At 65.6% G+C, this 24,209-nt stretch carries 25 protein-coding genes, 1 tRNA gene and 1 other RNA gene; 14 read left to right on the top strand and 13 right to left on the bottom strand.

Annotated features, from left to right (window positions below; translation table 11 throughout):
* The first annotated feature begins 138 nt into the window (after positions 1-138).
* Positions 139-936 (top strand): IclR family transcriptional regulator, encoded by a 798-nt coding sequence (locus AC1MDG_RS12385; RefSeq protein ID WP_479804140.1) that lies wholly within the window; start codon positions 139-141, stop codon positions 934-936.
* A 170-nt stretch (positions 937-1,106) separates the two neighbouring features.
* On the top strand, positions 1,107-2,456 hold the full coding sequence (locus tag AC1MDG_RS12380) for an MFS transporter (RefSeq protein WP_144406404.1): 1,350 nt from the start codon (positions 1,107-1,109) through the stop codon (positions 2,454-2,456).
* 101 nt (positions 2,457-2,557) lie between these two features.
* On the opposite strand, the gene AC1MDG_RS12375 is transcribed toward AC1MDG_RS12380, so the two are convergent.
* Positions 2,558-3,964 carry an aminotransferase-like domain-containing protein gene (locus tag AC1MDG_RS12375; RefSeq protein WP_479804138.1) on the bottom strand — a complete coding sequence of 469 codons (1,407 nt, stop codon included), beginning with the start codon at positions 3,962-3,964 and terminating at the stop codon, positions 2,558-2,560.
* Between AC1MDG_RS12375 and AC1MDG_RS12370 the strand changes: the two genes are divergently transcribed.
* A complete protein-coding gene (locus tag AC1MDG_RS12370) occupies positions 3,963-4,904 on the top strand; it encodes a DMT family transporter (RefSeq protein WP_479804136.1) in 942 nt (313 codons plus the stop codon). The two genes, AC1MDG_RS12375 and AC1MDG_RS12370, sit on opposite strands and share 2 nt — an antisense overlap.
* Before the next feature lie 115 nt (positions 4,905-5,019).
* Here the strand turns inward: AC1MDG_RS12370 and AC1MDG_RS12365 are convergent, their stop codons facing one another.
* Positions 5,020-6,084 carry a D-2-hydroxyacid dehydrogenase gene (locus AC1MDG_RS12365; RefSeq protein WP_479804134.1) on the bottom strand — a complete coding sequence of 355 codons (1,065 nt, stop codon included), beginning with the start codon at positions 6,082-6,084 and terminating at the stop codon, positions 5,020-5,022.
* A gap of 110 nt (positions 6,085-6,194) precedes the next feature.
* Here AC1MDG_RS12365 and AC1MDG_RS12360 point away from each other — a divergent pair, with 110 nt between their 5' ends.
* From AC1MDG_RS12360 to AC1MDG_RS12350, 3 genes are read left to right on the top strand one after another with little or no spacing between them, the layout of a single operon-like run.
* Positions 6,195-7,124 (top strand): NAD(P)-dependent oxidoreductase, encoded by a 930-nt coding sequence (locus tag AC1MDG_RS12360; RefSeq protein WP_479804133.1) that lies wholly within the window; start codon positions 6,195-6,197, stop codon positions 7,122-7,124.
* Positions 7,125-7,152: 28 nt separating this feature from the next.
* The gene (locus tag AC1MDG_RS12355; RefSeq protein WP_479804131.1) at positions 7,153-7,923 is read left to right on the top strand and encodes an SDR family oxidoreductase; all 771 of its coding nucleotides are present in this window, start codon (positions 7,153-7,155) and stop codon (positions 7,921-7,923) included.
* The gene (locus AC1MDG_RS12350; RefSeq protein ID WP_479804129.1) at positions 7,923-8,987 is read left to right on the top strand and encodes an L-idonate 5-dehydrogenase; all 1,065 of its coding nucleotides are present in this window, start codon (positions 7,923-7,925) and stop codon (positions 8,985-8,987) included. The genes AC1MDG_RS12355 and AC1MDG_RS12350 overlap by 1 nt, the downstream gene beginning before the upstream one ends.
* Here AC1MDG_RS12350 and AC1MDG_RS12345 read toward each other — a convergent pair.
* Complete coding sequence (locus AC1MDG_RS12345) at positions 8,965-9,693, bottom strand: FadR/GntR family transcriptional regulator (RefSeq protein WP_043482158.1); 729 nt, start codon at positions 9,691-9,693, stop codon at positions 8,965-8,967. The genes AC1MDG_RS12350 and AC1MDG_RS12345 overlap by 23 nt on opposite strands.
* A 268-nt stretch (positions 9,694-9,961) precedes the next feature.
* Here AC1MDG_RS12345 and gndA point away from each other — a divergent pair, with 268 nt between their 5' ends.
* Positions 9,962-11,398, top strand: a complete 1,437-nt coding sequence (gene gndA, locus AC1MDG_RS12340; protein ID WP_479804127.1) for an NADP-dependent phosphogluconate dehydrogenase — start codon at positions 9,962-9,964, stop codon at positions 11,396-11,398.
* Between the two features lie 120 nt (positions 11,399-11,518).
* Positions 11,519-12,352 carry an oxidoreductase gene (locus AC1MDG_RS12335; RefSeq protein WP_479804125.1) on the top strand — a complete coding sequence of 278 codons (834 nt, stop codon included), beginning with the start codon at positions 11,519-11,521 and terminating at the stop codon, positions 12,350-12,352.
* On the opposite strand, the gene epsC is transcribed toward AC1MDG_RS12335, so the two are convergent.
* From epsC to msrA, 3 genes are all read right to left on the bottom strand, one after another.
* Positions 12,349-12,933, bottom strand: coding sequence for a serine O-acetyltransferase EpsC (gene epsC, locus AC1MDG_RS12330; protein ID WP_011692289.1), 585 nt, complete (start codon positions 12,931-12,933; stop codon positions 12,349-12,351). The two genes, AC1MDG_RS12335 and epsC, sit on opposite strands and share 4 nt — an antisense overlap.
* 41 nt (positions 12,934-12,974) lie before the next feature.
* Complete coding sequence (gene cysK, locus AC1MDG_RS12325; RefSeq protein ID WP_011692288.1) at positions 12,975-13,910, bottom strand: cysteine synthase A; 936 nt, start codon at positions 13,908-13,910, stop codon at positions 12,975-12,977.
* 77 nt (positions 13,911-13,987) lie between these two features.
* Positions 13,988-14,512: a peptide-methionine (S)-S-oxide reductase MsrA gene (gene msrA / locus AC1MDG_RS12320; protein WP_043482150.1), complete on the bottom strand. Its 525-nt coding sequence runs from the start codon at positions 14,510-14,512 to the stop codon at positions 13,988-13,990.
* 99 nt (positions 14,513-14,611) lie between these two features.
* Between msrA and AC1MDG_RS12315 the strand changes: the two genes are divergently transcribed.
* Together AC1MDG_RS12315 and AC1MDG_RS12310 are read left to right on the top strand one after the other, a co-directional pair.
* The gene (locus AC1MDG_RS12315) at positions 14,612-15,544 is read left to right on the top strand and encodes a Nif3-like dinuclear metal center hexameric protein (protein WP_479804123.1); all 933 of its coding nucleotides are present in this window, start codon (positions 14,612-14,614) and stop codon (positions 15,542-15,544) included.
* Positions 15,545-15,604: 60 nt separating this feature from the next.
* Positions 15,605-16,342 carry a zinc ribbon domain-containing protein gene (locus AC1MDG_RS12310; RefSeq protein WP_479804121.1) on the top strand — a complete coding sequence of 246 codons (738 nt, stop codon included), beginning with the start codon at positions 15,605-15,607 and terminating at the stop codon, positions 16,340-16,342.
* On the opposite strand, the gene AC1MDG_RS12305 is transcribed toward AC1MDG_RS12310, so the two are convergent.
* Genes AC1MDG_RS12305 through AC1MDG_RS12295 form a run of 3 tightly spaced genes read right to left on the bottom strand, consistent with a single transcriptional unit; the run spans position 16,339 to position 18,842 of the window.
* A complete protein-coding gene (locus AC1MDG_RS12305) occupies positions 16,339-17,103 on the bottom strand; it encodes a YaaA family protein (RefSeq protein ID WP_479804119.1) in 765 nt (254 codons plus the stop codon). The genes AC1MDG_RS12310 and AC1MDG_RS12305 overlap by 4 nt on opposite strands.
* 46 nt (positions 17,104-17,149) lie before the next feature.
* The gene (locus tag AC1MDG_RS12300) at positions 17,150-17,986 is read right to left on the bottom strand and encodes an alpha/beta hydrolase (RefSeq protein ID WP_479804116.1); all 837 of its coding nucleotides are present in this window, start codon (positions 17,984-17,986) and stop codon (positions 17,150-17,152) included.
* A gap of 43 nt (positions 17,987-18,029) precedes the next feature.
* Positions 18,030-18,842 carry a slipin family protein gene (locus AC1MDG_RS12295; protein ID WP_479809091.1) on the bottom strand — a complete coding sequence of 271 codons (813 nt, stop codon included), beginning with the start codon at positions 18,840-18,842 and terminating at the stop codon, positions 18,030-18,032.
* A gap of 121 nt (positions 18,843-18,963) precedes the next feature.
* On the opposite strand from AC1MDG_RS12295, the gene rnpB reads away from it, so the two are divergent.
* An RNA gene (gene rnpB, locus AC1MDG_RS12290) (RNase P RNA component class A) lies at positions 18,964-19,355 on the top strand.
* A gap of 131 nt (positions 19,356-19,486) precedes the next feature.
* Here rnpB and AC1MDG_RS12285 read toward each other — a convergent pair.
* A complete protein-coding gene (locus tag AC1MDG_RS12285; protein WP_043482141.1) occupies positions 19,487-19,639 on the bottom strand; it encodes a hypothetical protein in 153 nt (50 codons plus the stop codon).
* Between the two features lie 307 nt (positions 19,640-19,946).
* On the opposite strand from AC1MDG_RS12285, the gene AC1MDG_RS12280 reads away from it, so the two are divergent.
* From AC1MDG_RS12280 to AC1MDG_RS12270, 3 genes are all read left to right on the top strand, one after another.
* Positions 19,947-21,389, top strand: coding sequence for a glyceraldehyde-3-phosphate dehydrogenase (locus tag AC1MDG_RS12280; RefSeq protein ID WP_479809090.1), 1,443 nt, complete (start codon positions 19,947-19,949; stop codon positions 21,387-21,389).
* Positions 21,390-21,464: 75 nt separating this feature from the next.
* The gene (locus tag AC1MDG_RS12275) at positions 21,465-21,674 is read left to right on the top strand and encodes a hypothetical protein (RefSeq protein WP_390246033.1); all 210 of its coding nucleotides are present in this window, start codon (positions 21,465-21,467) and stop codon (positions 21,672-21,674) included.
* 92 nt (positions 21,675-21,766) lie between these two features.
* Complete coding sequence (locus AC1MDG_RS12270; protein WP_479804114.1) at positions 21,767-22,564, top strand: HNH endonuclease family protein; 798 nt, start codon at positions 21,767-21,769, stop codon at positions 22,562-22,564.
* 37 nt (positions 22,565-22,601) lie between these two features.
* Here the strand turns inward: AC1MDG_RS12270 and def are convergent, their stop codons facing one another.
* From def to orn, 3 genes are all read right to left on the bottom strand, one after another.
* Entirely contained in the window at positions 22,602-23,174 is a 573-nt protein-coding gene (gene def / locus AC1MDG_RS12265; RefSeq protein ID WP_479804112.1) for a peptide deformylase, read from the bottom strand.
* Between the two features lie 101 nt (positions 23,175-23,275).
* Positions 23,276-23,348, bottom strand: a tRNA-His gene (locus AC1MDG_RS12260).
* A gap of 131 nt (positions 23,349-23,479) precedes the next feature.
* The gene (orn, locus tag AC1MDG_RS12255; RefSeq protein WP_479809089.1) at positions 23,480-24,073 is read right to left on the bottom strand and encodes an oligoribonuclease; all 594 of its coding nucleotides are present in this window, start codon (positions 24,071-24,073) and stop codon (positions 23,480-23,482) included.
* Positions 24,074-24,209 lie beyond the last annotated feature (136 nt).

The following is a 24,209-nucleotide window of genomic DNA, read 5'->3' as shown; positions in this document are numbered from 1 at the left end:
TTCGGGCATCAGCCGTGGGTGCAGTCGGGCGCGGGAGAACAAAGCGGCGCCTAGACATTATGATGGTTACTGTTCAGCTGAATGAACAGGTTTGAATGAACGGCGCGTTAACGGACGCGTTTTAACTGAAGGAGAATCATGGCCGATTCCCGGGCTCCCCGCACCTCCGACGGACTGGGGAGTGCTTCCCCTGCACCGGCCGTGACGCGAGCCGCCGCCGTGCTGGAGGCCTTGGCCGCCTCCGCAACGGGCAGGCTTACCCTGAGCGACCTTTCGAGGGAACTCGGCATCCCCAAGTCGTCAACATCCAACCTCTTGCTGGCCCTCGAAGAGGCGCGCCTGATCAATCGCCAGGGGGCCGACTTTACCCTCGGGCGCAAACTCGTGGAACTCGGCGCCGCGTACCTGAGCCGGCTGGACGAGGTCCAGGAGTTCTACCGCTTCTGCGAACAGGCTCCCACCCTTTCCGGCGAAACTGTCCGCATCGCGATGCTGGACGGGACCAACGTCATCTACCTGGCCCGTTATGAAGGACACCCTGCGGTCAGGCTGACTTCGAATATCGGTGACAAGATGCCGGTGTCGCTCTGCGCCGTGGGCAAGGCGCTCATCGCACGGCTGCACGACCATGACATCGACGAGATGTTCCCCGACGACGCGGAACTTCCGGTGCTCACGCCGAAATCGCTGCGGACGGGTGCCGAATTCAAGAAGCAGCTTCCGGTCATCCGGGAACAGGGGTACGCCTTCGAGGACGAGGAGTCCACCACCGGGGTTGTCTGCCTCGCGGTCTCGGTCCCGACCCGGGGAGCCCACGGGCCGAGCCTGGGGTTGTCTGTCACAGCCCTGAAGGCCACCTACACAGAGGAACAGGGCGCCATGATGGTCAAGGAGCTCAAGGAACTGGCCCGGTCCCTGGGCAACCCCATGGGCTAGGCGAAGGCTCCCGCGGCCGGTCATTCACGTCCGCAAAAATAAAATCGGATTTCATCATTGGCTAACCGTTCAGGGTGCTGTACTCTGTTCACTATAGTGATCGACACCACCGGTGCCGCCGCTATCCCACCAGACCAACGGGGGTCTGGAGTGTTCTTAAGGGAGTGCTAGTGACAACTCGTACTGAATCACCGCTTGCCGATGCGGACGGCGCCGTCGTCGAACCGGAACAACTGCGGAGGGCGACTCTTGCCAGCTCCGTGGGCTCCGCTCTGGAGTACTACGATTTCTACATCTATGGCCTGGCTTCGGCCTTGATTTTTGGGCCGCTCTTCTTCAAGCCGCTCGGTGAAGACGGCGCCCTGATCGCGTCATTCGCCACCTACGGCGTCGGGTTCGCCGCCCGCCCCTTTGGCGGAGTCATCTTTGGCGTCATCGGTGACAGGTTCGGCCGCAAGATGGTCCTGATCCTCACGATCGGCCTGATGGGAACGGCAAGTTTCGCCATCGGCCTGCTGCCGACGTTCGAACAGGCGGGCATGCTGGGCGCAGTCCTCCTCGTGACACTGCGCATCCTGCAGGGGCTCGGCGCCGGTGCGGAACAGGCCGGGGCCACCACGTTGATTTCGGAAGTGGCGCCGCGCCGCCGTCGTGGATTCTTTGCGTCGCTGCCGTTCGTCGGTATCCAGCTGGGCACCCTCCTCGGCGCCGGCACCTTTGCACTGATCGCCATGGCTGACAAGGCTGTCCTTGAGGGCTGGCTGTGGCGCGTGCCGTTCCTGGCCAGCATCATCCTGATCGCGGTAGCCATCTTCATCCGGCTGCGGCTCAAGGAAACGCCGGTGTTCCAGGAGCTGGAAAAGCACAAGAACGTGGTCAAGAACCCCGTCGGCCAGTTGTGGAAGCACTCGAAGAAGAACGTCCTGATCGGCATCGGCCTGCGCATGGGCGAGAACGGCAACTCCTCGATCTACTCCGCACTCCTGATCGCCTTCCTGGCGGCCAAGGACGGCGTGTTCCCCGGCGACAAGTTCATCGGGCCCGTGGGTTTGCTCATTGCAGCCGGCTTTGCTGCCGTCATGGTGGTGACCTTCGGCGCGCTCTCGGACCGTTACGGCCGGGTGCCGGTATACCGCTACGGCGCCCTGTTCCAGGCCGTCATCGCCCTTCCGGCGTTCTACCTCGTGACGCTCGGCAATGTGACGCTTGTCTGGGTGGTCATGGTGGTGGGCATTGCCATCGGCGTCCAGTCCATGCTCGGCCCGCAGTGCCCGCTCCTTCCTGAACTGTTCGGTTCCCAGTACCGCTTCACCGGAGTGGCCATGAGCCGCGAACTCTCCGCCGTTTTGGCCGGTGGCCTGGTGCCCCTGGTAGGCGCGTCACTCCTTGCCGCAACGGATCACTCCTGGTTGGTGCTCGCCATCTACTCGCTGGTGCTCGCCCTGATATCGTTCGGCACCACGTTCTTCACGCCGGAGACCGTGGGCCGCGACCTTGTCCTCACCGAGGACGCAAGCTAGCGCAGCACCGTTGCGCCGGAACTGCACTCCGCGCCAAAGGCCGTGGCTCCCTCCGCAAGGAGGGGGCCACGGCCTTTGCTGTCGACGGGCTGTAGCCGGGACTAGCTGGCGTCCAGTGCCTGGCCGATGATCCGCGCACCCTGCGCGAAGGCTCCCGGGTTTGGCCCGGAGTAGTTCAGGCGGATGAATGCGCCGGCAGGTTCGGCCGGGAACCACTCCCGCCCGCCGGCAATGATCACTCCGGCGTCCGCGCAGTCGCGGGCCAGCCGCTCGAGGTCTGTGCCGTCCGGGAGGCGCGCCCACAGGTTCAGTCCACCCTTGGGAACCTGCTCGATGTGCGCCTGCGGGGCGTGCTCGCGGATGCTGGTGACCAGCAGGTCGCGCCGGGACTGGAGCTGGTGGCGCAGGCCGCGCAAGTGCGTCTGCCAGCCGGGCTGCGTCACGACGTCGAGCGCTGCGGCCTGGAGCAGCCCGCTCACATACATCGACTCTGCCGCCCGGTCCGCCAGGATTCGCTCGCGTGCCGGGCCGCGCGCGATGACGGCGGCGATGCGGATGGCAGGGGACACGCTCTTGGTCAATGAGCGGAGATACACCACGTGGCCGGTGTCGTCGCGGGATGCAACGGGTACCGGACTGGAAGTGATGCCGAAGTCGTGCGCCCAGTCATCCTCGACCAGGAACGCACCCTTTCCGCGCACCACCTCAAGGACCTCTTCACCCCGGCCCGGGGCCCACTGAGCACCGGTGGGGTTCGCGTAATTGGGTTGTGCATAAAAGAGGCGCGCACCGCTTTCGTCGAACGCCCGGGCCAGTTCCGCCGGGTCCGGGCCGTCCGGACCGCTGGGTATCGGAACAACGCGGACTCCGGCTTGTGCCGCCGCCAGGATCGCGCCCCAGTACGTAGGGGATTCCATCAGCAGCGGCTGGCCGCGGCCGGCGAGTGCCCTGAAGATGGAGCTGAGTCCGCTCTGGCTGCCCGGAAGAACGACGACGTCGCTCGGGTTCGGCGGTGTGGTTCCGGCCGGTGTCGTGGCGCCAAGCTCATGGGCAAACCACGATTGCAGTTCCGGCAGTCCCGCTGCGGGGGGACGCGACAGCGCGGCGTGTCCCCGGGCTGCGCGGGTGAGGGCTGCACGCACCAGCCGCTCGGGCAGGAGCTCCCGGTCCGGGTAGCCGGAGTGGAAGGCGATGGTGTTGTTGGGCACGTCGCGCATGGTGGTGGAGGGCGCGGGAAGCGGCGCCAGCGGTGACCGCAGGGCCGCCGTCTGCCAGCCGTAGTCCGACGGGCGGGCGCTCCGGACGGCCCGTACGAAGGTGCCGACGCCGGGCCGGCTCTCGATCAGGCCCTGCGCCGTGAGGGTCTGCAGGGCTTTCTGTACCGTGACGGGGCTGGCTTGGAACTCCGTCACCAAGGATCGTGTGGACGGCAGCTTCGAGCCCGGGGCGGCTAGGCTGATCACGTCCCGCAGGCGCGCGGCAATCCGGGAACTGCTATCGTTGGTCATGAAAGACAACAGTAGCGCTACTAAATCAAACCGGCCAGTGGTATCGTCCTCCCGTCCCACCGGACTCTGGTGGGGACTCCTCGGAGTAGCGGCCTTCTCCTTCACCGTGCCGTTCACCAAGGCAACCGTCGCAGGCATGTCGCCGTTGTTCATCGGGTCCGGCCGTGCGGTGGTGGCGGCCGCACTCGCCATCCTCGCCCTCGCGCTCACCCGTCAGCGGCTTCCTCAAGGCGCTCAGTGGGGACGCCTCGCGGTGGTGGCCGGCGGCGTCGTCGCCGGGTTCCCGCTGCTGACGTCCTTCGCGCTCGCCACCACCCCGGCGAGCCACGGCGCGGTGGTGATTGCACTCCTCCCTGCAGCGACCGCGACGGCGGCAGTCCTCCGCGGGCGTGAGCGTCCGCGGCCGGTGTTCTGGCTGATCACCGGCGCGGGTGCGCTGGCGGCCATCGCCTTCGCGTCCATGCAGTCGGGAGGCTTCGGGATGCTGCACTGGGCGGACGTGCTGCTCCTCGGTGCCGTGGTGTCCGCTGCCATCGGCTATGCGGAAGGCGGCCTGCTGGCCCGCGAACTCGGTCCGTGGCAGACCGTCTCCTGGGCGCTGGTGCTGGCGTCGCCGCTGATGGTGTTCCTGACGATGCTGTCCGTGGCCCAGCAGTCGCCGTCGGCCACCGCGGTCCAGTGGGCGGCGTTCGCCTACCTCGGCGTGGTGAGCATGTTCCTGGGCTTCTTCGCCTGGTACCACGGCCTTGCCATCGGGCCCATGGCCCAGGTTAGCCAGATCCAGCTCGTCCAGCCGGTGCTGAGCATCTGCTGGGCCGCCCTCCTGCTGGGCGAGGACCTGACCTGGACCACCATCATCGGCGGCGTGACCGTCATCCTCTGCGCCGGCGCAGCTGTCCGGGTCCGCCTCAATCCTGCGCTGGCGAGACGGGGTCCCTGACAGCCGCAGTCCACAATGTTAGGGCAGCACAACAAGGGCGGCCCTCCGTTGCCGGAGGAACCGCCCCTCAGTTCCCGCGTGCCGCTGGTGCCGGCACCACGTTCCATGCGGTGGCTTAGTAGAAGTGCACGGTGTCCACGAGGTGGGGGAGTTCCCCTCCGTCGAGGAACGTGCGCAGGTTGCTGCTGAAGCGTTCGGCGATCAGCCGGTTCTCCGCTGAGCTCAGCGCCGAGGTGTGCGGGGACACCATGACCCTCGGATGGTTCCAGAGCTGGCTGTCCTGCGGCAGGGGCTCAACGGCGAACACGTCGAGGCAGGCGTACCCCACCTGGCCGTTGTCGAGCGCTTCCAGGAGCGCATCTTCGTCCACCACGGTTCCGCGGCCCACGTTGACGAAAACCGTTCCCGGCTTCATGGCGGCGAACACCCCACGGTTGAACAGCTTTTCCGTGTACGGCGTCCCGGGCAGGGTGTTGACGACGGCGTCAGCCGCCTTGAGCAGGCCGGCCAGCCCGTCGTTGTCCGTAACCTCTTCGATGCCCTCGAGCGGCTCCACGTTCCGCTTGGTTCCGCTGACCTTCATGCCCAGTGCCCGGGCGATGCGGGCTGTCTCCAGCCCGATCTCGCCGAGGCCGGTCACTACCAGGGTGGAACCGTTCACCAGGCGCGTCGGCGTGCGCAGCTCGGGCCAGACCTTGGCTGCCTGGTCCGCGGCAAGCTCGGCGCTGCGCTTGAAGCCGTTGAGAATGCCCAGTGCCGCGAACTCCGCCAGCGGCAGGGCGTGCACGCCGGCCGAGGTGGTGACTTTGAACTTCTGCAAGGTTTCCTGGTCCAGCCCTGATGCCTTCACTGCTCCGCCGGCACCTGCGGCCATTGCATGGATCCACTGGAGCCGGGGATTGCTTCCGGCAATGCGGGCCAGCCCCGTCGGGCTCTCGTTGGGGAAGCCGTACAGGACATCGGCCTTGTTCAGCATGTCCCAGTACCGTTCCTCCTGTTCCGGGGTGCGCTTGAAGTCCGGGTCCCCGGCGTGGTCTGCGGGGAAGCGCTCAGGCGGGAGGAGGTCGGGCTCATAGAGGACGGTCACGGAAGGATCTACGGCGCGGATGCGCTCCACCAGCTCAGCTTCGAGCGGGACGGCGATTGCGACGGTGGTTTTAGTCGTCATGGTGTTCATCATACTGAATGGAGGCTAGGATATTGAACAGATTTCTTCCCGTTAACCACGACGATCAACCACGACGATGTGAGGTGCCGCTGCCGATGGATGTGCAGACAGACCATGACTTGATGGAAAAGTTGAGTACGAAGAGAGCCGGTTTCGTCGGGCTGGGCCTGATGGGCGGCCACATGGCAGCCAACCTGTTGAAGGCCGGCTGGAACGTCACCGGCTGGAACCGCTCAGCGGCGGCCCTGGACGAGTTCGCCGCCCGCGGAGGTATCCGCGCCGCGGATGTCGCCTCGCTGCGTGACGAACCGGTCATCATTTTTATGCTCCCGGACCTCTCCTACATCGACGACGCAGCGGCAGGGCTTCTTGCCGGCTGGACCGAAGAGCCGCCCGCGCCGGGTACCGCCGTCGTGGTTATGAGCAGCGTGTCACCGGCGGCCGTGCGCGACTTCGGGGAGAAGGTAACCGCCGCGAGCCGGGGCAACGCCGCCGTGGTGGATGCACCCGTCAGCGGCGGCACCAAAGGTGCCGAGGAGGGAACCCTCGCCATCATGGCGGGCGCGGAGGAACAGGACTTCCAACGGCTACTTCCCCTGTTTAGCGCCATGGGCCGCACCGTCCGGCGGCTGGGGCCTCTGGGTTCCGGATCGCTGGCGAAGGCCTGCAACCAGCTCATCGTGGGAACCACGACGGCGGCGCTCGCCGAAGCCGCCGAGCTCGCCGAACGCTCGGGCATGGATGTTGCGGCGTTGTATGAAGTGCTCTCCGGCGGCCTGGCCGGCAGCAGGGTCCTCGACGTAGTCGGGCCCCGCCTCGCCGCCAAGGACTACGAACCCACCGGACCGGCAAAATTCATGCACAAGGACCTTTCCTTCGTGCTGGAAAGTGCCGCAGCCGTGGAGTCCGCCGTACCGATGGCAACTGCCGCCGTCGAACTGTACGCCGAACTGAAGCGCCAGGGACTCGGGGACCTGGACCTCGCCGCCGTTCGGCAGGCCATCGCGAATCTCAGCGCCGGTGCAGTCGCCACCAGCAGCCATAACCAATAGCCAAGACCACTTGAGGGAAAGCAAAACGATGAGTGCACTTTTTGACCTGACGGGGCGTGTTGCCCTGGTCACCGGTTCGAGCCGGGGGATCGGCAACGCGCTGGCCCGGGCCCTTGCCGATGCCGGCGCCACGGTGGTGCTGAACGGCATCAACCCGGAACGGCTGAAGGCGGCCGAAGCGGCCATGGCCGCCGACTACCCGCCGGGCCGGGTGCACAGCTGCGCGTTCGACGTCACCAAGGACATCGAGGCCGCGCGCGGCGTCGCCTGGGTGGAAGACAACGTGGGGCCGCTCGAGATCCTGGTGAACAACGCGGGCATCCAGCACCGCGTTGCCATGCTGGACCTCGAAGTCAGCGACTGGGAACGCGTCATCTCCACGGACCTGACCAGCGCCTTCCTGGTGGGACGCGAAGCGGCCCGGCACATGATCCCGCGCGGGCACGGCAAGATCATCAACATCTGCTCGGTGCAGACCGACCTGGCCCGGCCCACCATCGCCCCGTACATCGCCGCGAAGGGCGGGCTGCGGAACCTCACACGCGCCATGACGGCGGAATGGGCGGCCTCAGGCTTGCAGATCAACGGCATCGCACCGGGTTACATCCACACTGAAATGACCCAGAACCTGGTGGACGATGAGCAGTTCAACGCCTGGATCCTGGGCCGCACGCCGGCCCACCGCTGGGGAACGGTGCAGGACCTGGCCGGCCCGGCGGTCTGGCTGGCGTCGGACGGTTCCAACTTCGTCAACGGCCAGACCATCTTCATCGACGGCGGAATGACGGTGGTGGTCTGATGCCCGGTTTCCAGCTCCCCGCCACGTCGGCTGCGGTTGTGGCCCACGCGGCCGGCGACCTGCGGGTCGAAGACGTGCCTGTCCCGACGCCCGCTTCTGATGAATCAGTGGTGGAGGTGGCCTTCGGAGGCATCTGCGGCTCGGACCTCCACTACTGGCTCCACGGTGCCGCAGGTGAATCAATCCTCCGCGCGCCCATGGTGCTGGGGCACGAAATTGTGGGAACGGTCCTGCACGCGGCCGCGGACGGCACCGGACCTGCGGCGGGAACCCCGGTCGCAGTCCATCCCGCCACACCCGCTCCTGGTGCCGCACGCTATCCCGCAGACCGGCCCAACCTGTCCCCGGGATGCACCTACCTGGGCAGCGCCGCCCGCTACCCGCACACCGACGGCGCGTTCAGCCGGTACGCCACCCTGCCCGCCCGGATGCTCCGTCCGCTGCCGGCGGGCCTCAGCCTGCGGACCGCCGCGCTTGCGGAACCGGCCAGCGTGGCGTGGCATGCCGTGGCCCGCGCGGGGGACGTCAGCGGAAAGACAGCCCTGGTGATCGGCAGCGGCCCCATCGGCGCGCTTGCCGTCGCGGTCCTCAAACGGGCCGGCGCCCGGCGGATCGTCGCCGTCGACATGCACCCCAAACCCCTGGAGATTGCCCGGGCCGTCGGCGCCGACGACGTCCTCAAGGGGGACGAAGCCGACGCCATCGCCGCGGTGGAGGCGGACGTGGTCATTGAGTCATCCGGGAGCCATCACGGCCTTGCCTCCGCCATCAGGGGCGCCGTCCGCGGCGGCAAGGTGGTGATGGTGGGCCTGCTGCCCACCGGCCCCCAGCCCGTCCTGATCTCGCTGGCCATCACCCGCGAGCTGGAACTCCTGGGCTCGTTCCGCTTCAACGGAGAAATCGACGAGGTCATTGCGGCGCTGGCGGACGGCACCTTGTTTGTGGATCCCGTGGTCACCCACGCCTTCCCGCTCCACCGCGGGCTCGAGGCCTTCGAGGTGGCCAGGAACTCGGCAGAATCAGGGAAAGTGCTGTTGGACTTCAGCCCTGCTGCCGCGGAATGAAAACGCGGGGCTGGTCCCGCCAGCCGGCTTCCATCTCGGAGATCGTCTCTCGCATGATCCGGCTGGAAGCCTCGCGGGCCGCGGCAGCATCCCCTGCGGCGATGGCCTCAGCAACATCCACATGCCACTGCAGTGCCGTCTCACGCGGATGGTCCGGCATGAGGCCGTGGACTGTCCGGCCGGTCAGGGTTTCGGCCACCTGCCCTACGAGGTTGGCAAACATCTCGTTGCCGGAACCGGTGAGGAGGAGCGAATGGAACTGGATGTCCAGTTGCAGGAATTCCGCAACGTTGCCGGCCTGGCCGGCGTCGCGCATTGCCAGCGACACATCCAGCAGTTCCCTGCGGATCTCCTCCGGGGCGTTTCTGGCGGCCAGTTCGGCGGCGACGGGTTCGACGGCGGAGCGCAGCTCCGCGAGGGACCTGAGCTGGGCGCCGCGGCCCTCGCCGGCCAGGCGCCAACGGATCACCAGGGGATCGAAGGGGTTCCAGCGGCTCGCCGGCAGCACCCGGATTCCCACGCGCTTGATGGTTTCCACCAGGCCGAGGGACTGCAGCACACGCACCGCTTCGCGCACCACGGAGCGCGAGACCTTCAGTTCGTCCTCGAGCTGCTCAGCCAGCATCACGTGGCCCGTAGGCAGCGCGCCGCTCACGATGCGGGTGCCCAGGTGTTCGATGGCGCGGTGATGAAGGCTGGTTGACATAGTCGTAAGCATAATCGGGCCGGCGCTGCCGTCCTGCGCATGCGCCGTCCCATCGGTGACGAGCATGAACCGTCCCACCCCGCCCGGTTGAACGCCGGCGGCATCATAGACTGTTTTGTGACGCGCCACCTTCCAAAACGTGGGCGCAACTTTCCCGTTGTCCGCGGAAATACATATGGTTTATTGACAGCCACTGGTTCTTAAAGCGTGTTCCGCAGGAAGTGCGGAACAGAATGCACACGTTGCACAGAAATGAATTGGAGTTTTGATGTCAGCACACATCGGTGTCACCGGCCTTGCGGTGATGGGGGCCAACCTCGCCCGCAACCTGGCCCGGAACGGCTTCACCGTTGCCCTGCACAACAGGTCTGTTGAGAAGACTGACGCGCTGCTGGAAAAGCACGGGCACGACGGCGACTTCGTGCGTACCGAAACCCTCCAGGAGCTTGTGGATTCCCTGGAAAAGCCCCGCCGCGTGCTCATCATGGTCAAGGCCGGCAAGCCGGTCGACTCCGTGATCGAGCAGCTTGAGCCCCTGCTGGAGGCAGGCGACATCATCATCGACGCCGGCAACTCGCACTACGAGGACACCCGCCGGCGCGAATCCGCCCTGGCGAAGAAGGACCTGCACTTCGTGGGCATCGGCGTGTCCGGCGGTGAGGAAGGCGCCCTGAACGGCCCGTCCATCATGCCCGGCGGCTCCAAGGAGTCCTACGACGCGCTCGGACCGCTGCTGGAAAAGATCGCGGCCCACGTGGACGGCAAGCCCTGCTGCGCCTGGATCGGCACCGACGGCGCCGGCCACTTCGTGAAGATGGTCCACAACGGCATCGAATACGCCGACATGCAGGTCATCGGCGAAGCCTTCGACCTCCTCCGCTCGGGCGCAGGCATCGAGCCGGCCGAGCAGTCCAAGATCTTCGCCGAGTGGAACAAGGGCGAACTCGCCTCCTTCCTGATCGAAATCTCCGCCGAGGTCCTCGGCCACGTGGACACCCGCACGGGCAAGCCGTTCGTCGACGTCGTGGTGGACGCCGCAGGCCAGAAGGGTACCGGCCGCTGGACGGTCATCTCAGCTCTCGAGCTGGGATCCCCGACGTCGGGCATTGCCGAATCCGTCTTCGCGCGGGCACTGTCGTCCCAGGCCGAACAGCGCAAGCTGGCCCAGGAACTGCTCGCCGGCGAGGAAATCGCCGTCGACGTCCCGGAAACGTTCGTTGAGGACGTCCGCCAGGCGCTGTACGCCTCCAAGCTGGTGTCCTATGCCCAGGGCCTGGACATGCTGACCTCGGCCGCAAAGGAATACGGCTGGGACCTGAAGCTGGACGAGATCGCCTCGCTCTGGCGCGGCGGCTGCATCATCCGTGCGGAACTGCTGAAGGAAATCACCAAGGCCTACGCCGCGGACGAAAAGCCGGCCAACCTGCTGTTCGCACCGGCTTTCACCAAGGCGATCGCCGACGTCCTGCCGGCTTGGCGCCGGGTTGTTGCAACCGCAGTGCAGCTGGGTATCCCGGTACCGGTGTTCTCATCTTCACTGGCCTACTACGACGGCCTGCGCCGCAAGCGCCTGCCGGCGGCCGTGATCCAGGGCCAGCGTGACCTCTTCGGCGCGCACACCTACGGCCGTGTCGACGCCGAAGGCACCTTCCACACCCTGTGGGGCGAGGACAAGTCCGAAATCGAGGCAGTGGACACCCACTAGCTTCGACGCCACACCGGTTCCCACACCAACGGTGACATCAACGGCCGGCGCTTCCCGGATAGTCTGGGAGGCGCCGGCCGTCGTCGTTTGGCCGGCCGTTGTCCTTAAGGAGCGCAGCACATGTCCCAGCCAGTCGCCTTTGTCACCGGTGCGTCCACCGGCATCGGGTTCGAAGCCGCCAGGAAGCTCAGTGAGCACGGGTTCACTGTGTATGCGGGTGCCCGGCGGGTCGGGAAAATGGAGCCGCTGAAAGCATTCGGGGTGCAGGTGCTGGAACTGGACGTCACGGATGAAGCGTCCATGGCAGCTGCGGTGGGCGGAATCCTGGAGGCGCACGGCAGGATCGACGTCCTCGTGAACAACGCCGGCTACGGCTCCTACGGATCGCTGGAAGAAGTGGAACTGGCAGAGGGCCGGCGCCAGTTCGACGTAAATGTCTTTGGCCTGGCGCGCATGACCCAGCTGGTGCTGCCCGCCATGCGGGCCGCGGCGCAGGGGAGGATCATCAACGTTTCCTCCATCGGCGGCAAAATGTACGAGCCTTTGGGCGCCTGGTACCACGCCACGAAGTTCGCCGTCGAGGGATTGAGCGACTCCCTGCGCCTGGAACTCAAGCCCCACGGCATCAAGGTGTCAATTATCGAACCGGCGGGAACACAGACGGAGTGGGGCGGCATCTCGGGGGAGAGCCTGCTGCAAACGTCCGGGCACGGTCCCTACGGGGACCAGGCGAAAGTCATCGCTGCCGCGCTGGCCTCCACTGAAGGTTCGGGCATGTCAACGCATCCGGAAGTCATTGCCGATGCCATTGTCCACGCCGCGACCGCCGCCCGGCCAAAAACACGGTATCCGGTGGGCAAGGGCGCACGCGCCATCCTGGCCCTGCGAAGGATCCTGCCGGACACCGTGTTCGACGTGGTGCTCTGGACAATCTATAAGCGGTTTGCCGCCTAGATCCGGTATTCGATGTAGTACTCGGCCGGATCCACGGCGGGCTTGGTCTCGCGCTGGGCATCCCGGTGGCGCCACGTTGCCGGAACGCCGGTGATGATGGACTCCGGCGGCGCGTCCTTGACCACCACGGCGTTGGCGCCCACGGCACTGTCGCGTCCGATGGTGATGGGGCCCAGGATCTTGGCACCCGCGCCGATTGTCACGCGGTCCCCGATGGTGGGATGCCGCTTGACCTTTGCCAGTGAGCGGCCGCCAAGCGTCACGCCGTGGTAGATCATAACGTCCTCGCCGATTTCCGCCGTCTCGCCAATGACCACACCCATGCCGTGGTCGATGAAAAAGCGCTTGCCGATCGTGGCTCCCGGATGGATCTCGATCCCGGTCAGGAAGCGTGCCAGCTGCGAAATCAGGCGGGCCGGGAATCGGAGCGAGGGGTTCTGCCACAGCTTGTGCGTGAGGCGGTGCGCCCAGATGGCGTGGAGGCCGGAGTAGGCAAAAAAGTTCTCAAAAGAACCTCGAGCCGCCGGGTCGTGCGACCGGGCGGCGTCGAGGTCTTCTTTAAGTCTTGCGAAAAAGCTCACAAAGACCTTTCTACAGGAAGCGGTGAAGGTCGGGCTAAGACTTAGCCCCGGATGTCGTCATAGAGCACGGTGGAGATGTAACGCTCACCGAAGTCGCAGACAACCGCGACGATGAGCTTGCCGGCATTCTCCGGGCGCTTGGCGAGCTCGAGGGCTCCCCAGACGATTGCACCGGAGGAAATGCCGCCCAGGATGCCTTCCTTGACACCGAGATCGCGGGCGACCCTGACGGAGTCCTCCAAAGTGGCGTCCAGGACTTCGTCGTAGACATTGGTGTCCAGGATTTCGGGAATGAAGTTTGCGCCGATGCCCTGGATCTTGTGCGGGCCGGGAGCACCACCGTTGAGGATGGCGGAGTCCTTCGGTTCGATCGCGACGATCTGGACGTCCGGCTTGCGTTCCTTCAGGACCTGGCCGACGCCGGTGACGGTGCCGCCGGTGCCGATGCCGGCCACGAAGATGTCCACCTTGCCGTCAGTGTCGGACCAGATTTCCTCGGCAGTGGTGGTGCGGTGGATCTCCGGGTTGGCTTCATTGGCGAACTGCTGGGCCCAGATGGAGTTCTCCGTGTTGGCCACGATTTCCTGGGCCTTTTCCACGGCGCCGCGCATGCCCTCGGAACCGGGGGTCAGGACGATCTCCGCTCCGAAAGCGCGGAGCATGACACGGCGTTCCGTTGACATCGTCTCGGGCATGGTCAGGATGACCTTGTAGCCGCGGGCCGCACCCACCATGGCCAGGGCGATGCCCGTGTTGCCTGAAGTGCCTTCGACGATGGTTCCGCCGGGCTTGAGGGCACCGGACTTTTCGGCTGCGTCGACAATGGCCACGCCGATACGGTCCTTGACGCTGTTGGCCGGGTTGTAGAACTCGAGCTTGACCGCGACCTGGGCGTCGAGGCCCTCGGTCAGCCGGTTGAGCCTCACCAGCGGGGTGCCGCCGACAAGCTGGGTGACGTCGTCGTAGATCCGTGCCATGTATTTGTGCCTATCTCTGAAGAGTTCTCTGAACAGCGAATACTGAGGTCAGCCTAACGAGGGCGGCAGGAGCGCTGCTAAGCATTAAGCCATGCAGAGTAATATTTCCGTGCCTTCGCCAGCTTAGGGTTGATGATCACCTGGCAGTAGCCCTGCTCCGGATGCTTGGCGTAGTAATCCTGGTGGAAATCCTCGGCCACATGGAACACGGGCAGCCGGCTGACCTCGGTCACAATCGGGTGCGCCCACAGCTCCTGGTTCCGTTCGATCGCCTCTTCGAAGAGGATCTTTTCCTCCGTGGTCTCGTAGAACATGGACGAGCGGTACTGGGTGCCGACGTCGTATCCCTGGCGGTTGAGGGTGGTGGGATCGTGGAGGGCGAAGAACATGTCCAGGATGACTTCGGCCGGGATCACGTCCTCATCGAAGCTCACCGCCACCACCTCGGCATGGCCCGTGGTGCCGGAGCAGACCGAATAATAGTCCGGATGGCGGTCGTGGCCGCCGGTGTAGCCCGAAATGACCGACGTGACACCTTTGGTTTTTTGGTAGACGGCGTCAAGGCACCAGAAGCAGCCTCCGCCAAGCACAAAAGTTCTCATGTCCTCTTCAATGGTTGAAGCGCGCTGATGATTCCCCCACCACCTTACGAGACTGTTACGCGTGCAGTCGAAGCCGGCGGATAGGGTAAAAATGAGGGTATGGAACCTGTGAACACCGACGTTGCAGAAGACGCGCGCAATACTGCTGATCCTGCCGGTGCCGAGCCCGCCGAAGCCACCGAATCATCCGCTGTACCCACTCTCGGCGAGATCCTGCTGGCTGTGGAAGAGCTCTGGCCGGAGTCCCTTGCCGAGGAATGGGACGAGGTGGGCCTGGTCGCGGGGCATCCGTCGGCAGAGGCCGGCAGGATCATGTTCGCGGTGGATCCCACCCTTGAAGTCATCGAGGAAGCCATTGAGTGGGGTGCCGACCTCCTGATCACGCACCATCCCCTGCTGCTCAAGGGAGTCACCTCCGTCGCCGCCACGACTGCGAAGGGCAAGGCAGTCCACCGCCTGATCGAGTCCGGGACCGGGCTCCTCACCGTGCACACGAACGGTGACTCCGCCGTCGGGGGCGTTTCCGATGTCCTGGCGGACGCCTTGGGCCTCCATGATGTGGTGCCCCTCACGCCCGCCCCGAACGGCCTGCCCGAGGAAGGGATCGGCCGGGTGGGCGATCTTGAAGACGTCATGACGCTGGGGGACTTCGCCGCCCGCGTCTTCGGCATCCTGCCTTCGGTCGCCGGCGGCGTCAGGGTCGCCGGGGACAAGGACGGCCTGGTCCGGCGCGTCGCAGTGTGCGGCGGCGCGGGGGATTCCCTGTTCAACGAGGTCCGGGCGAGCAACGCCGACCTTTTCGTGACGGCGGACCTCCGCCACCACCCGGCCTCCGAGGCCCGTGAGAATGCCGTGAATGACCGCCCCTACCTCATCGACGTTTCGCACTTCGCCAGCGAGTGGCTGTGGCTGCCGGCGGCTGCCGAGGCATTGGGTAACGTCCTCAGCGATCAGGGCCACAACGTCGACATCCGGGTCAGCACCACCAACAGCGATCCGTGGGACTTCATTCTGACTCCGGGCGGGGACTAGAGTCTAAACTGCGCCGGTCCGGTGCCCGGCTGCGGCCGGTAGGAACAAGCGGAGGTAATAGTGGCCAAGGCAGCACCGGCAGAACAGTTGAAATTGCTCGAACTGCAGGGACTCGACGCCAGGCTCAAATCGCTGTCCAACCGCCGCCGGACCATTGAAAGCGATCCCCGGATCAGCGACCTTCAGGCGGCCCTGTCCGTAGCCAACGGCGAACTCGGAGCGGCGAAAGTGGCCGTTCACGACGCCGAAACCGAGCTCAAGCGCGCCGAAGCGGACGTGGAGCAGGTGTCCTCCCGGATCAAGCGCGATGAAGCGCGGCTGAACAGCGGCACGGGCCTTTCCAAGGACCTGGTCGCCCTCCAAAGCGACATTGCCTCGCTCAACAAACGACTGTCCACCCTCGAGGACGTGGAGCTGGAGGTCATGGAACGGCTGGAAGGGCTCCGTGAGCGCCAGGCGGCCCAGCAGAAGATCGTGGACGACGTCCAGGGGTCTTTTGGCGTCATCCGCGCAGAGCTGGACGCCGCCCTGGCGGAGATTGCCGCGGAGGCTGCCGAGGTGGGTGCGAAGCGTTCAGAGTTCGCCGCCGGCCTTGATGCCGGCCTGCTGGCCATTTACGAAAAGACCCTGGCCAAGCGCGGAGTCGGCGCAGCCCGGCTCTTCCATGGAAAGTCCGAAGGCTCGGGCATGCAGCTCAGCCCCGGCGACCTCGCCGAAATCAAGGCGGCGGCGGAGGACGACGTCGTCTTTTGCCCTGACTCCGGCTGCATCCTGGTCCGCTCGGCTGAGTGGGCCTAAGCCGGCAGGATGATGTTGAGGGCGTGCGCCTTGCGGGGTGTGCCGTCGACCAGTTCGGCTTCCCACTTTTCGCGGGCCGCCTTGAGCAGTTGGGCGGGCGTCCGGGGAGCGGCACCCCGGCGCGTCAGCAGGTGCCGGGCCAGCTCGCCGCGGGTGTGCTTGGCGAAGTGGCTGACCACCTTGCGAACGCCGTTGGTTTCGGTGAACACGTTGACGGCGACGGTCTGCGCCGGCGGGGGAGCCCAGGCGGCGGAATAGGTGCTGGAGCGGCAGTCCACCAGAAGTTCCCCTTCGGTTGCGGCAGCCAGGGCCGCCGAAATCTGAGGCTTCCAGAACGAGGCGAGGCGGCCGACGTCGGGCAGTGACGTTCCCATCGACAGCCGGTAGGCCGGCACCCGGTCGGCGAAGCGGATGGCGCCCCAGAGCGCCGAAATGACCAGTACCGATTCATCGGCCTTGCGGCGCTGCGCCGCCGTCAGCGACTGATAACCCAGGGCGTCGTACAGGACGCCGGAATAGACCTGGTGCGCCGGCGCCGCCGGTTCCGTGTGGAGCCGGGTGTTGCGTTCGACGTCGGCACTCAGCGAAGCGCCCACGCCCAGCAAAGCCAGGGCGTCCCGGTGGGCGCTGACGCTGCCCAGCGCCTCCAGAACCTTTGCACGGTAGGTGTTCAACACGGGAAAGTTCAGGGCGGTCCAGTCGACGGCGTCTCCATGGACAGCGGGCGTTTTGCCTTCGGACGGCGGGAGCAGAATCAGCACCGTACGATCTTACCGGCGAACAGATTGGCAGGGTGCCGTGCCGGCGTCAGGCCAGGTTCCGGCCCAGGAATGAGAGGACGTCCGGAAGGATGGAGCGCCAGTAGCCGCTGTCGTGGCCGCCGTCCTGGAACCCGCCCTCGTGTCCTCCCGGCAGCCCGCTCACATAGTCCTTGACGCTGTAAAGCAGGTTGTCCGAGGTGCCGCAGTCGATCCTCGTCGGCAGCATGCCCAGTTCCGGCCTCAGCGCGAAGATGTCATTGGCCTCGAAGTCCGCGGCGCTGTCAAAGTTGTCAGCCCGTCCGGCGTCGTACATGCTCCAGACTGCGGGGCTCATCGCTGCGACGGCGCGGAGACCGGGAATCCGGTGCTGCGAGGCGAGGAGCAGTGCGCCGAAGCCGCCCATGGAGAGGCCGAAGACGGCGAGCCTGCCGGTGTCGATGCCCTGGCCGGCAAGGAGGGGGATAAATTCATCCACCACCATGGCCTGGGTGTCGGTGCCGGCTGCGCGGCGGTGCCACCAGCTTTCGCCGCCATCCACGGCCGCGATCGCGAACGGGGTGCCGCCGCGGGCCACGTGCTGTGCCAGGAACCTGTCCGCCTGCAGGTCGTCGAAAACCATCCGATGGCCGGCGCCCGTCCCGTGCAGGAAGAGGGCAGCGGGAACGGACCGGTGGGCGCTGCCTGAGCCGCGGGCCGGAACCGCCAGGGACCAGTTCGTGTCCGTGTCCGGGCGGAACCTCGACGTGAAGGATCCGCTGTGCACCCCGGCGGTTGAAGCTTCGCGGCCGTCGGGGACCGGCGCGCAGGCGGCCATCACGGCGGCAGTGACGCCGCCGGCTCCGAGTTCCAGTAACCGCCGGCGTCCGAGCGTCGGGAAGTCCATACGCCGATCATAGACGCGCAGGCTCCGGACACCGGCCGGCAGGTCAGGCCGCCTTGACCGGCGGCTTGGCGGCAGCCGTGGCCGCCTGGTTCTCGCGGGCGAGGAAGGCTGATAGTTCGCCGATGGTGCTCATCAGCGGGGCAGGGAAAACAACCGTGGAGTTCTTGTCGACGGCGATTTCCACCAGGGACTGCAAATTCCGCAGCTGCAGGGCCAGCGGGTGGGCCATCATGGTGTCCGAAGCGTCACCGAGCGCAGCTGCGGCAATGGCTTCGCCTTCCGCAGCGATGATCTTGGCCCTCTTCTCCCGCTCGGCCTCGGCCTGACGGGCCATGGCGCGCTTCATGCTTTCAGGAAGCTGGATGTCTTTCAGTTCCACCAAGGTCACCTCGACACCCCACTCCAGTGTCAGGGCATCCAAAATTTCCCGGATATCGCTATTAATGCGCTCGGTTTCGGACAGCGTCTGGTCCAGGCTGTGCCTGCCCACCACCTTCCGCAGGGTGGTCTGTGCGATCTGGTCAATGGCGGCCGCCACGTTCTCGATGGCCACGACGGATTTCACGGCATCGACCACGCGGTAGTAGGCCACCGCGGAAATATCAACGCTCACATTGTCCTGGGTGATGATTCCCTGCGACTGGATCGGCATGGTCACGATCCGCAGGCTGACCAGCGGAAGGCGGTCGACCACCGGGATGATGAACCGCAGGCCCGGGAGCCGTATACCAATGACCCTGCCCAGCCGGAAGAGCACGCCCTGCTCATACTGCCGCACGATCCGGATGGACATCTTCAGCACGATGAGCAGCAACACTGCTACGGCGATGGCGATGAACGTGTTGGTGGGGTCCATCAGGATCCCCTCCTTCTTGCCGGGGTTGATCTTGTTCAATTGTCCCACCGGAGGGTCGAAAAGCACCTGGCACCCGCAGCGGAACCGGGCGGCCGGGGTTGCCCGTAGAATGGACGGCGGATGGGTTGACCAGGCGGCCGCGCGTCACGCAAGTGGCTCGAGGAACGTCCGGGCTCCGCAGAGCAGGGTGGTGGGTAACGCCCACTCGGGGTAACCCGCAGGCCAGTGCCACAGAGAACAGACCGCCTGCCGCGGTCCGTGTCCGCACGGGCCGTGGACAGGTAAGGGTGAAACGGTGGTGTAAGAGACCACCAGCTTCCCGGGTGACCGGGAAGGCTAGGTAAACCCCACCCGGAGCAAGGCCAGACAGGGCACGTTCGAGGGCTGCTCGCCCGAGTGTCCGGGTAGGCCGCTGGAGGGCGTCGGCAACGGCGTTCGTAGATGGATGGCCGCTATTCCCGCACCGGCAACGGCGCGGGAACACAGAACCCGGCGTATCGGTCAACCCATCCACCACCGCCGTCGGGACCGCGCCACGGCACCGGCAACCCTGCGTGCAACAGCCGGCCACCCTTCGTGCAAAAGAAAGGGGCCGGCACCGTGTGGTGCCAGCCCCCGCCGGTCGGTCGGGACCGGGGTTCGGATCAGGCCTTGGCCTTCCGCTTCACCCAGCCCCAGGCCGCCGTAGCGACAAACAGGATGAGGCCAATGACGGCGAGCCAAAGCAGGCCCTTCACGACGAACCCCAGGATCGAAAGAATGAGCCAAATGACAAGTAGTGCAACTATGAGTCCCATTCGGACATCCTATGGCAAGGGGAGCCGCCACTGTGTGTGAGTGACTTCACGCTCTTCGGGGCACCGGGGAACCCGCCGCCGCCCTAGAATGGATAGCGAACGTAGAAGTTCTGCCGCCGGGTCTGCGTTCGCAGCCGGCGGTTTTTCTTTGCGATTCTCCAAGGTGTCCGGGGTGGACCGAATCCCCGCCGATGCCTGTGCCCCGGAATACCTCCGGTGGCCGACATCCGCATACGAGGACGTATGTGGTTGACCCAAGGAAGGTAGTTCTGTGAGCCAGACGTCAGATTCTTGTCTTGATACGTGGATGGGCCGTGAGGCGCTAGCCGAGGCCATGATCCCGGTCATCGGCCGGCTGTACCGCGAGAACAACGTGGTGACCTCGATCCACGGCCGCAGCCTGATCAACAAGTCCACCATGAACATCCTGAAAGCGCACCGCTTTGCGCGCCGGATGAGCAAGGACGAGCTGCTCCTGGAAGAGACGGCCCCGCTGCTGGATGCCCTCGCCGGGCTGGACCTGGGCGCTGCGGCAATCGACATCGCCCGCCTGAACCAGAAGTTCAAGACAGAGGGCAACGGTGCAAGCCTGGATGAGTTCCTGCGCGCCGAACTGGCCGACATCGTCGGCAAGCGCGGCGGCGACGACCGCACCAGCACCGACGTCGTGCTCTACGGCTTCGGCCGCATCGGCCGCCTGCTCGCGCGCCTCCTCATCGAAAAGGCCGGTGGCGGCCACGGCCTCAGGCTCCGGGCCATTGTGGTCCGCCGCGGCTCGGACAACGACCTCGCCAAGCGCGCCAGCCTGCTCCGCCGGGACTCCGTCCACGGCTCGTTCGAGGGCACCATCAAGGTGGACACCGACAACAACACCATCACGGCCAACGGGGTCCAGGTCCAGGTCATCTACTCGGACAACCCCTCCACGGTGGACTACACGGCCTACGGCATCAAGGACGCCCTCGTAGTGGACAACACGGGACGCTGGCGCGACGCCGAAGGCCTGTCCCAGCACCTCCTGAGCAAGGGTGTTTCACGCGTCCTGCTCACGGCACCGGGCAAGGGCGAGCTGAAGAACATCGTCCACGGCATCAACCACGGCACCATCCTTGACTCGGACAAGATCGTGACGGCCGCCTCCTGCACCACCAACGCCATCACCCCGGTCCTGAAGGCCATCAACGACAAGTTCGGCGTGGTCCACGGCCACGTCGAAACGGTCCACTCCTTCACCAACGACCAGAACCTGATCGACAACTTCCACAAGGGCGACCGCCGCGGCCGCTCCGCCGCGCTGAACATGGTGATCACCGAAACCGGTGCCGCCAAGGCAGTGGCCAAGGCCCTGCCCGAACTGTTGGGCAAGCTCACCGGCAGCTCCATCCGCGTTCCCACCCCGGATGTGTCGCTGGCCATCCTGAACCTGAGCCTGGAGCACGGCACCACCAAGGACGAGGTCAACGACTACCTGCGGCAGATGTCCCTCCACTCCGAGCTGCGCAAGCAGATCGACTACATCGATTCCCCCGAGGTTGTTTCCACCGACTTCGTCGGTTCGCGCCGCGCAGGCATCGTTGATGGCCTGGCCACCATCTCCAACGACAAAAACCTGGTTCTCTACGTCTGGTACGACAACGAGTTCGGCTACAGCTGCCAGGTAGTCCGCGTGATGGAGGAAATGGCCGGCGTCAACCCGCCGTCGTTCCCCGTCAAGGAACCGGCTGCGGCACTGGCAGCCATCGCGGTCTAGTTCCCTGGAAGTCCGGTCCGAGGTTTCCCGGCCGATGCTCTGGCATCGGCCGGGAAACGGACCCAAAATGGAGTCATGGAACACGAATCGACTCTCGAACATGAAACCACCCTCGAACACGCCCTCGACGTAGCGCGGAAGAACCATAAGGAAGCTACCCGCCTCCTGGACCAGGCGCGAGTGGCGCATGCCGCGGGAGAGATTCCCGACAGCAGGATCAAACAGCTTGAGGAGCTGCTCGACCTTGCCGCCGACGACCTTAAACGCGTGTTGAAGGAGCAGTAAGTACTCCTCCACACTGTGGAAAGCGGCCACGTTGTCGGTGGCCTGCCCTAGGCTCGTCCAGTGCAGAGGAATTTTCACCGGGCAGTGCAACCATGACCATCAGCTGGGCGGCGTACCGCCGCGCCCGCCGCCGCTCCCGTCAGGCCTGGGCGGTCCTGATCGTGCTGGCCGCGGGGCTTGTGACAGCCGTGTGCTGGTTTTTCACGGCGGGCCAGTTCGCCGCCGCAGAGCCGCCCGTCACCGGCCCCAGCGAAGCCCCCGTGCTGGACACTGCCTGGATGAAAGCCGTTCCCTCGGTCCGGCCGGTGCCCGAGGGCAGTGCCGTGGATGCCTTGGAGACCCTGGCGGTAAAAGGGCGCGCGGCCAACGACAATTACGAGCGCACGGCATTCGGCCAGGCCTGGCTGGACGTGGACCGCAACGGCTGCGACACCCGCAATGACATCCTGCGGCGGGACCTGGACGCCACACAGTTCACGGAGGGCTCCCGCTGCCGTGTGGCAGGCGGTGAATTCCACGAGCCGTACACCGGAGCGGTAGTCACGTTCACCAGGGGAGCGGAGAGCAGCAAGGCGGTCCAGATCGACCACGTCGTGGCGCTGGGGGACGCCTGGCAGAAAGGCGCCCAGCAGCTGACGCCGCAACAGCGCCAAAGCCTGGCCAACGATCCGCTTAACCTCGTGGCCGCGGACGGTCCGGCCAACCAGGAAAAAAGCGCTTCGGATGCTGCCAGCTGGCTGCCGAAAAACAAAGCCTTCAGGTGCCACTACGTAGCACGCCAGATCTCCGTGAAAGCCGCGTACGCGCTGTGGGTGACCCAGGCGGAGAAGGACGCCATGAAGCGCGTCCTCGCCTCATGTCCGCAGCAGCAGACTGTCATTCCGCGGTAGGGGCGCAGGAGGGCGTGCGGTCCAGTGACCGAACTGATCAGTGCCCGAACGGGTCCGGGTCGACGCCGGGCATCCACGTCAAGCCGGGAACTCCCCAGCCGCTCCGCTTGGCCTGCTTCATGGCCTTCCGGGCGTACCGGTCCATCAGCCGGTTCACGTAGAGCTTGCCGTCCAGATGGTCGTACTCGTGCTGGATGATCCGGGCGAACCATTCCGTCGCCTCAAAGTCCACCGGGCTCCCGTCGCCGTCGAATCCCTGCACCCGCGCCCACTCGGCGCGCTTGAGCGGATACTGGCCGCCGGGGAACGACAGGCAGCCTTCCACTTCCTCATCCGGGTCCGGGAGTGCGCCGGAGACTTTGGACAGCGTCAGGACCGGGTTCACCACAACCCCGGCAGGGGGGACGCCGTCGTCGTTGGCGTATTTGTAGACAAAGAGCCGCTTGCCCACTCCCACCTGGGGTGCGGCGAGGCCCACGCCGTTGGCGGCGTCGTTCGTCTCGAACATGTCGGCGATGAGGGTGCGGAGTTCGTCGTCGAAGACTTCCACTTCGGCGGCCCGGCGGTGGAGAACCGGCTCGCCCCAGATAGTGATCGGCAGAACGGTCATGTCAGGCGGGTTCCTTTGATGCAGTACGGGAACAAGTAAAGGCCGCACCGGATAACCGGTGCGGCCTTTACGCAAGGGCGGAAAATCCTGCCCTTCATGAGGGTGAGCGACGGGGGTTGAACCCGCGACCTCCTGGACCACAACCAGGCGCTCTGCCAACTGAGCTACGCCCACCATGTGCCTTCCGGTACCGTCCGGCTAACCGGCTGTCTTGAAAGGCAACGTCATATAGCTTACCTGCTCCGCGGGGCTCTTTTTGCCACTTTTGCCGGTTTTGCGGAAATTTCCCTCAAACGTGGCGCAGATTACTTTTCCGAGGATTCTGCCAGGGGCTCAGCGGAGGCCATCACGGACTTGGAAATCCGCTGGGCGGTGGCACTGTCCGGCCCCGGTGCGGGGACAAAGATTGCCTCGCGGTAGTAGCGAAGCTCATCGATCGAGTCCTTGATGTCCCCGAGTGCGCGGTGGCCGCCGTGCTTGGCCGGCGCCTGGAAGTACGCCCGGGCGAACCAGCGGCGGGAAAGTTCCTTGATGGTGCTCACGTCAATGACCCGGTAGTGCAGGTGTTCAACGACTGCGGGCATATCGCGGGCGAGGAAGACGCGGTCCGTGCCCACGGAGTTCCCTCCCAGCGGAGCCTTGCGGGGGTCCGGGACCCACTTCGCGATGTATTCCATGATCACGGCCTGGGCCTCGGCCATTGTCTTCCCGTGCGGAAGTTCTTCGAGGAGCCCGGAGCGCGTGTGCATGTCGCGGACGAAATCGTTCATCTGGGCCAGTGCGGCGTCGTCCGGACGAATGACGACGTCCACGCCGTCACCGAGGATGTTGAGTTCGGAGTCGGTCACCAGGGCGGCCACCTCAATGAGGGCGTCGTTCTTGATGTCCAGGCCGGTCATTTCGCAGTCGATCCAGACAATGCGTTCGTTAGTTATAGGCACCCGACCAGCCTACCGTTCAGCTGCCACAGAGCTGTCCGATGCTAGGATTTCGGATACGTGGCGGTGCCTCTTTTTCATTGCTGCGGCCCCACCC

The sequence above is a fragment of the Arthrobacter sp. AIWTK1 genome (genome assembly GCF_056680535.1).
This window is presented reverse-complemented; position numbering and strand designations above follow the sequence as displayed.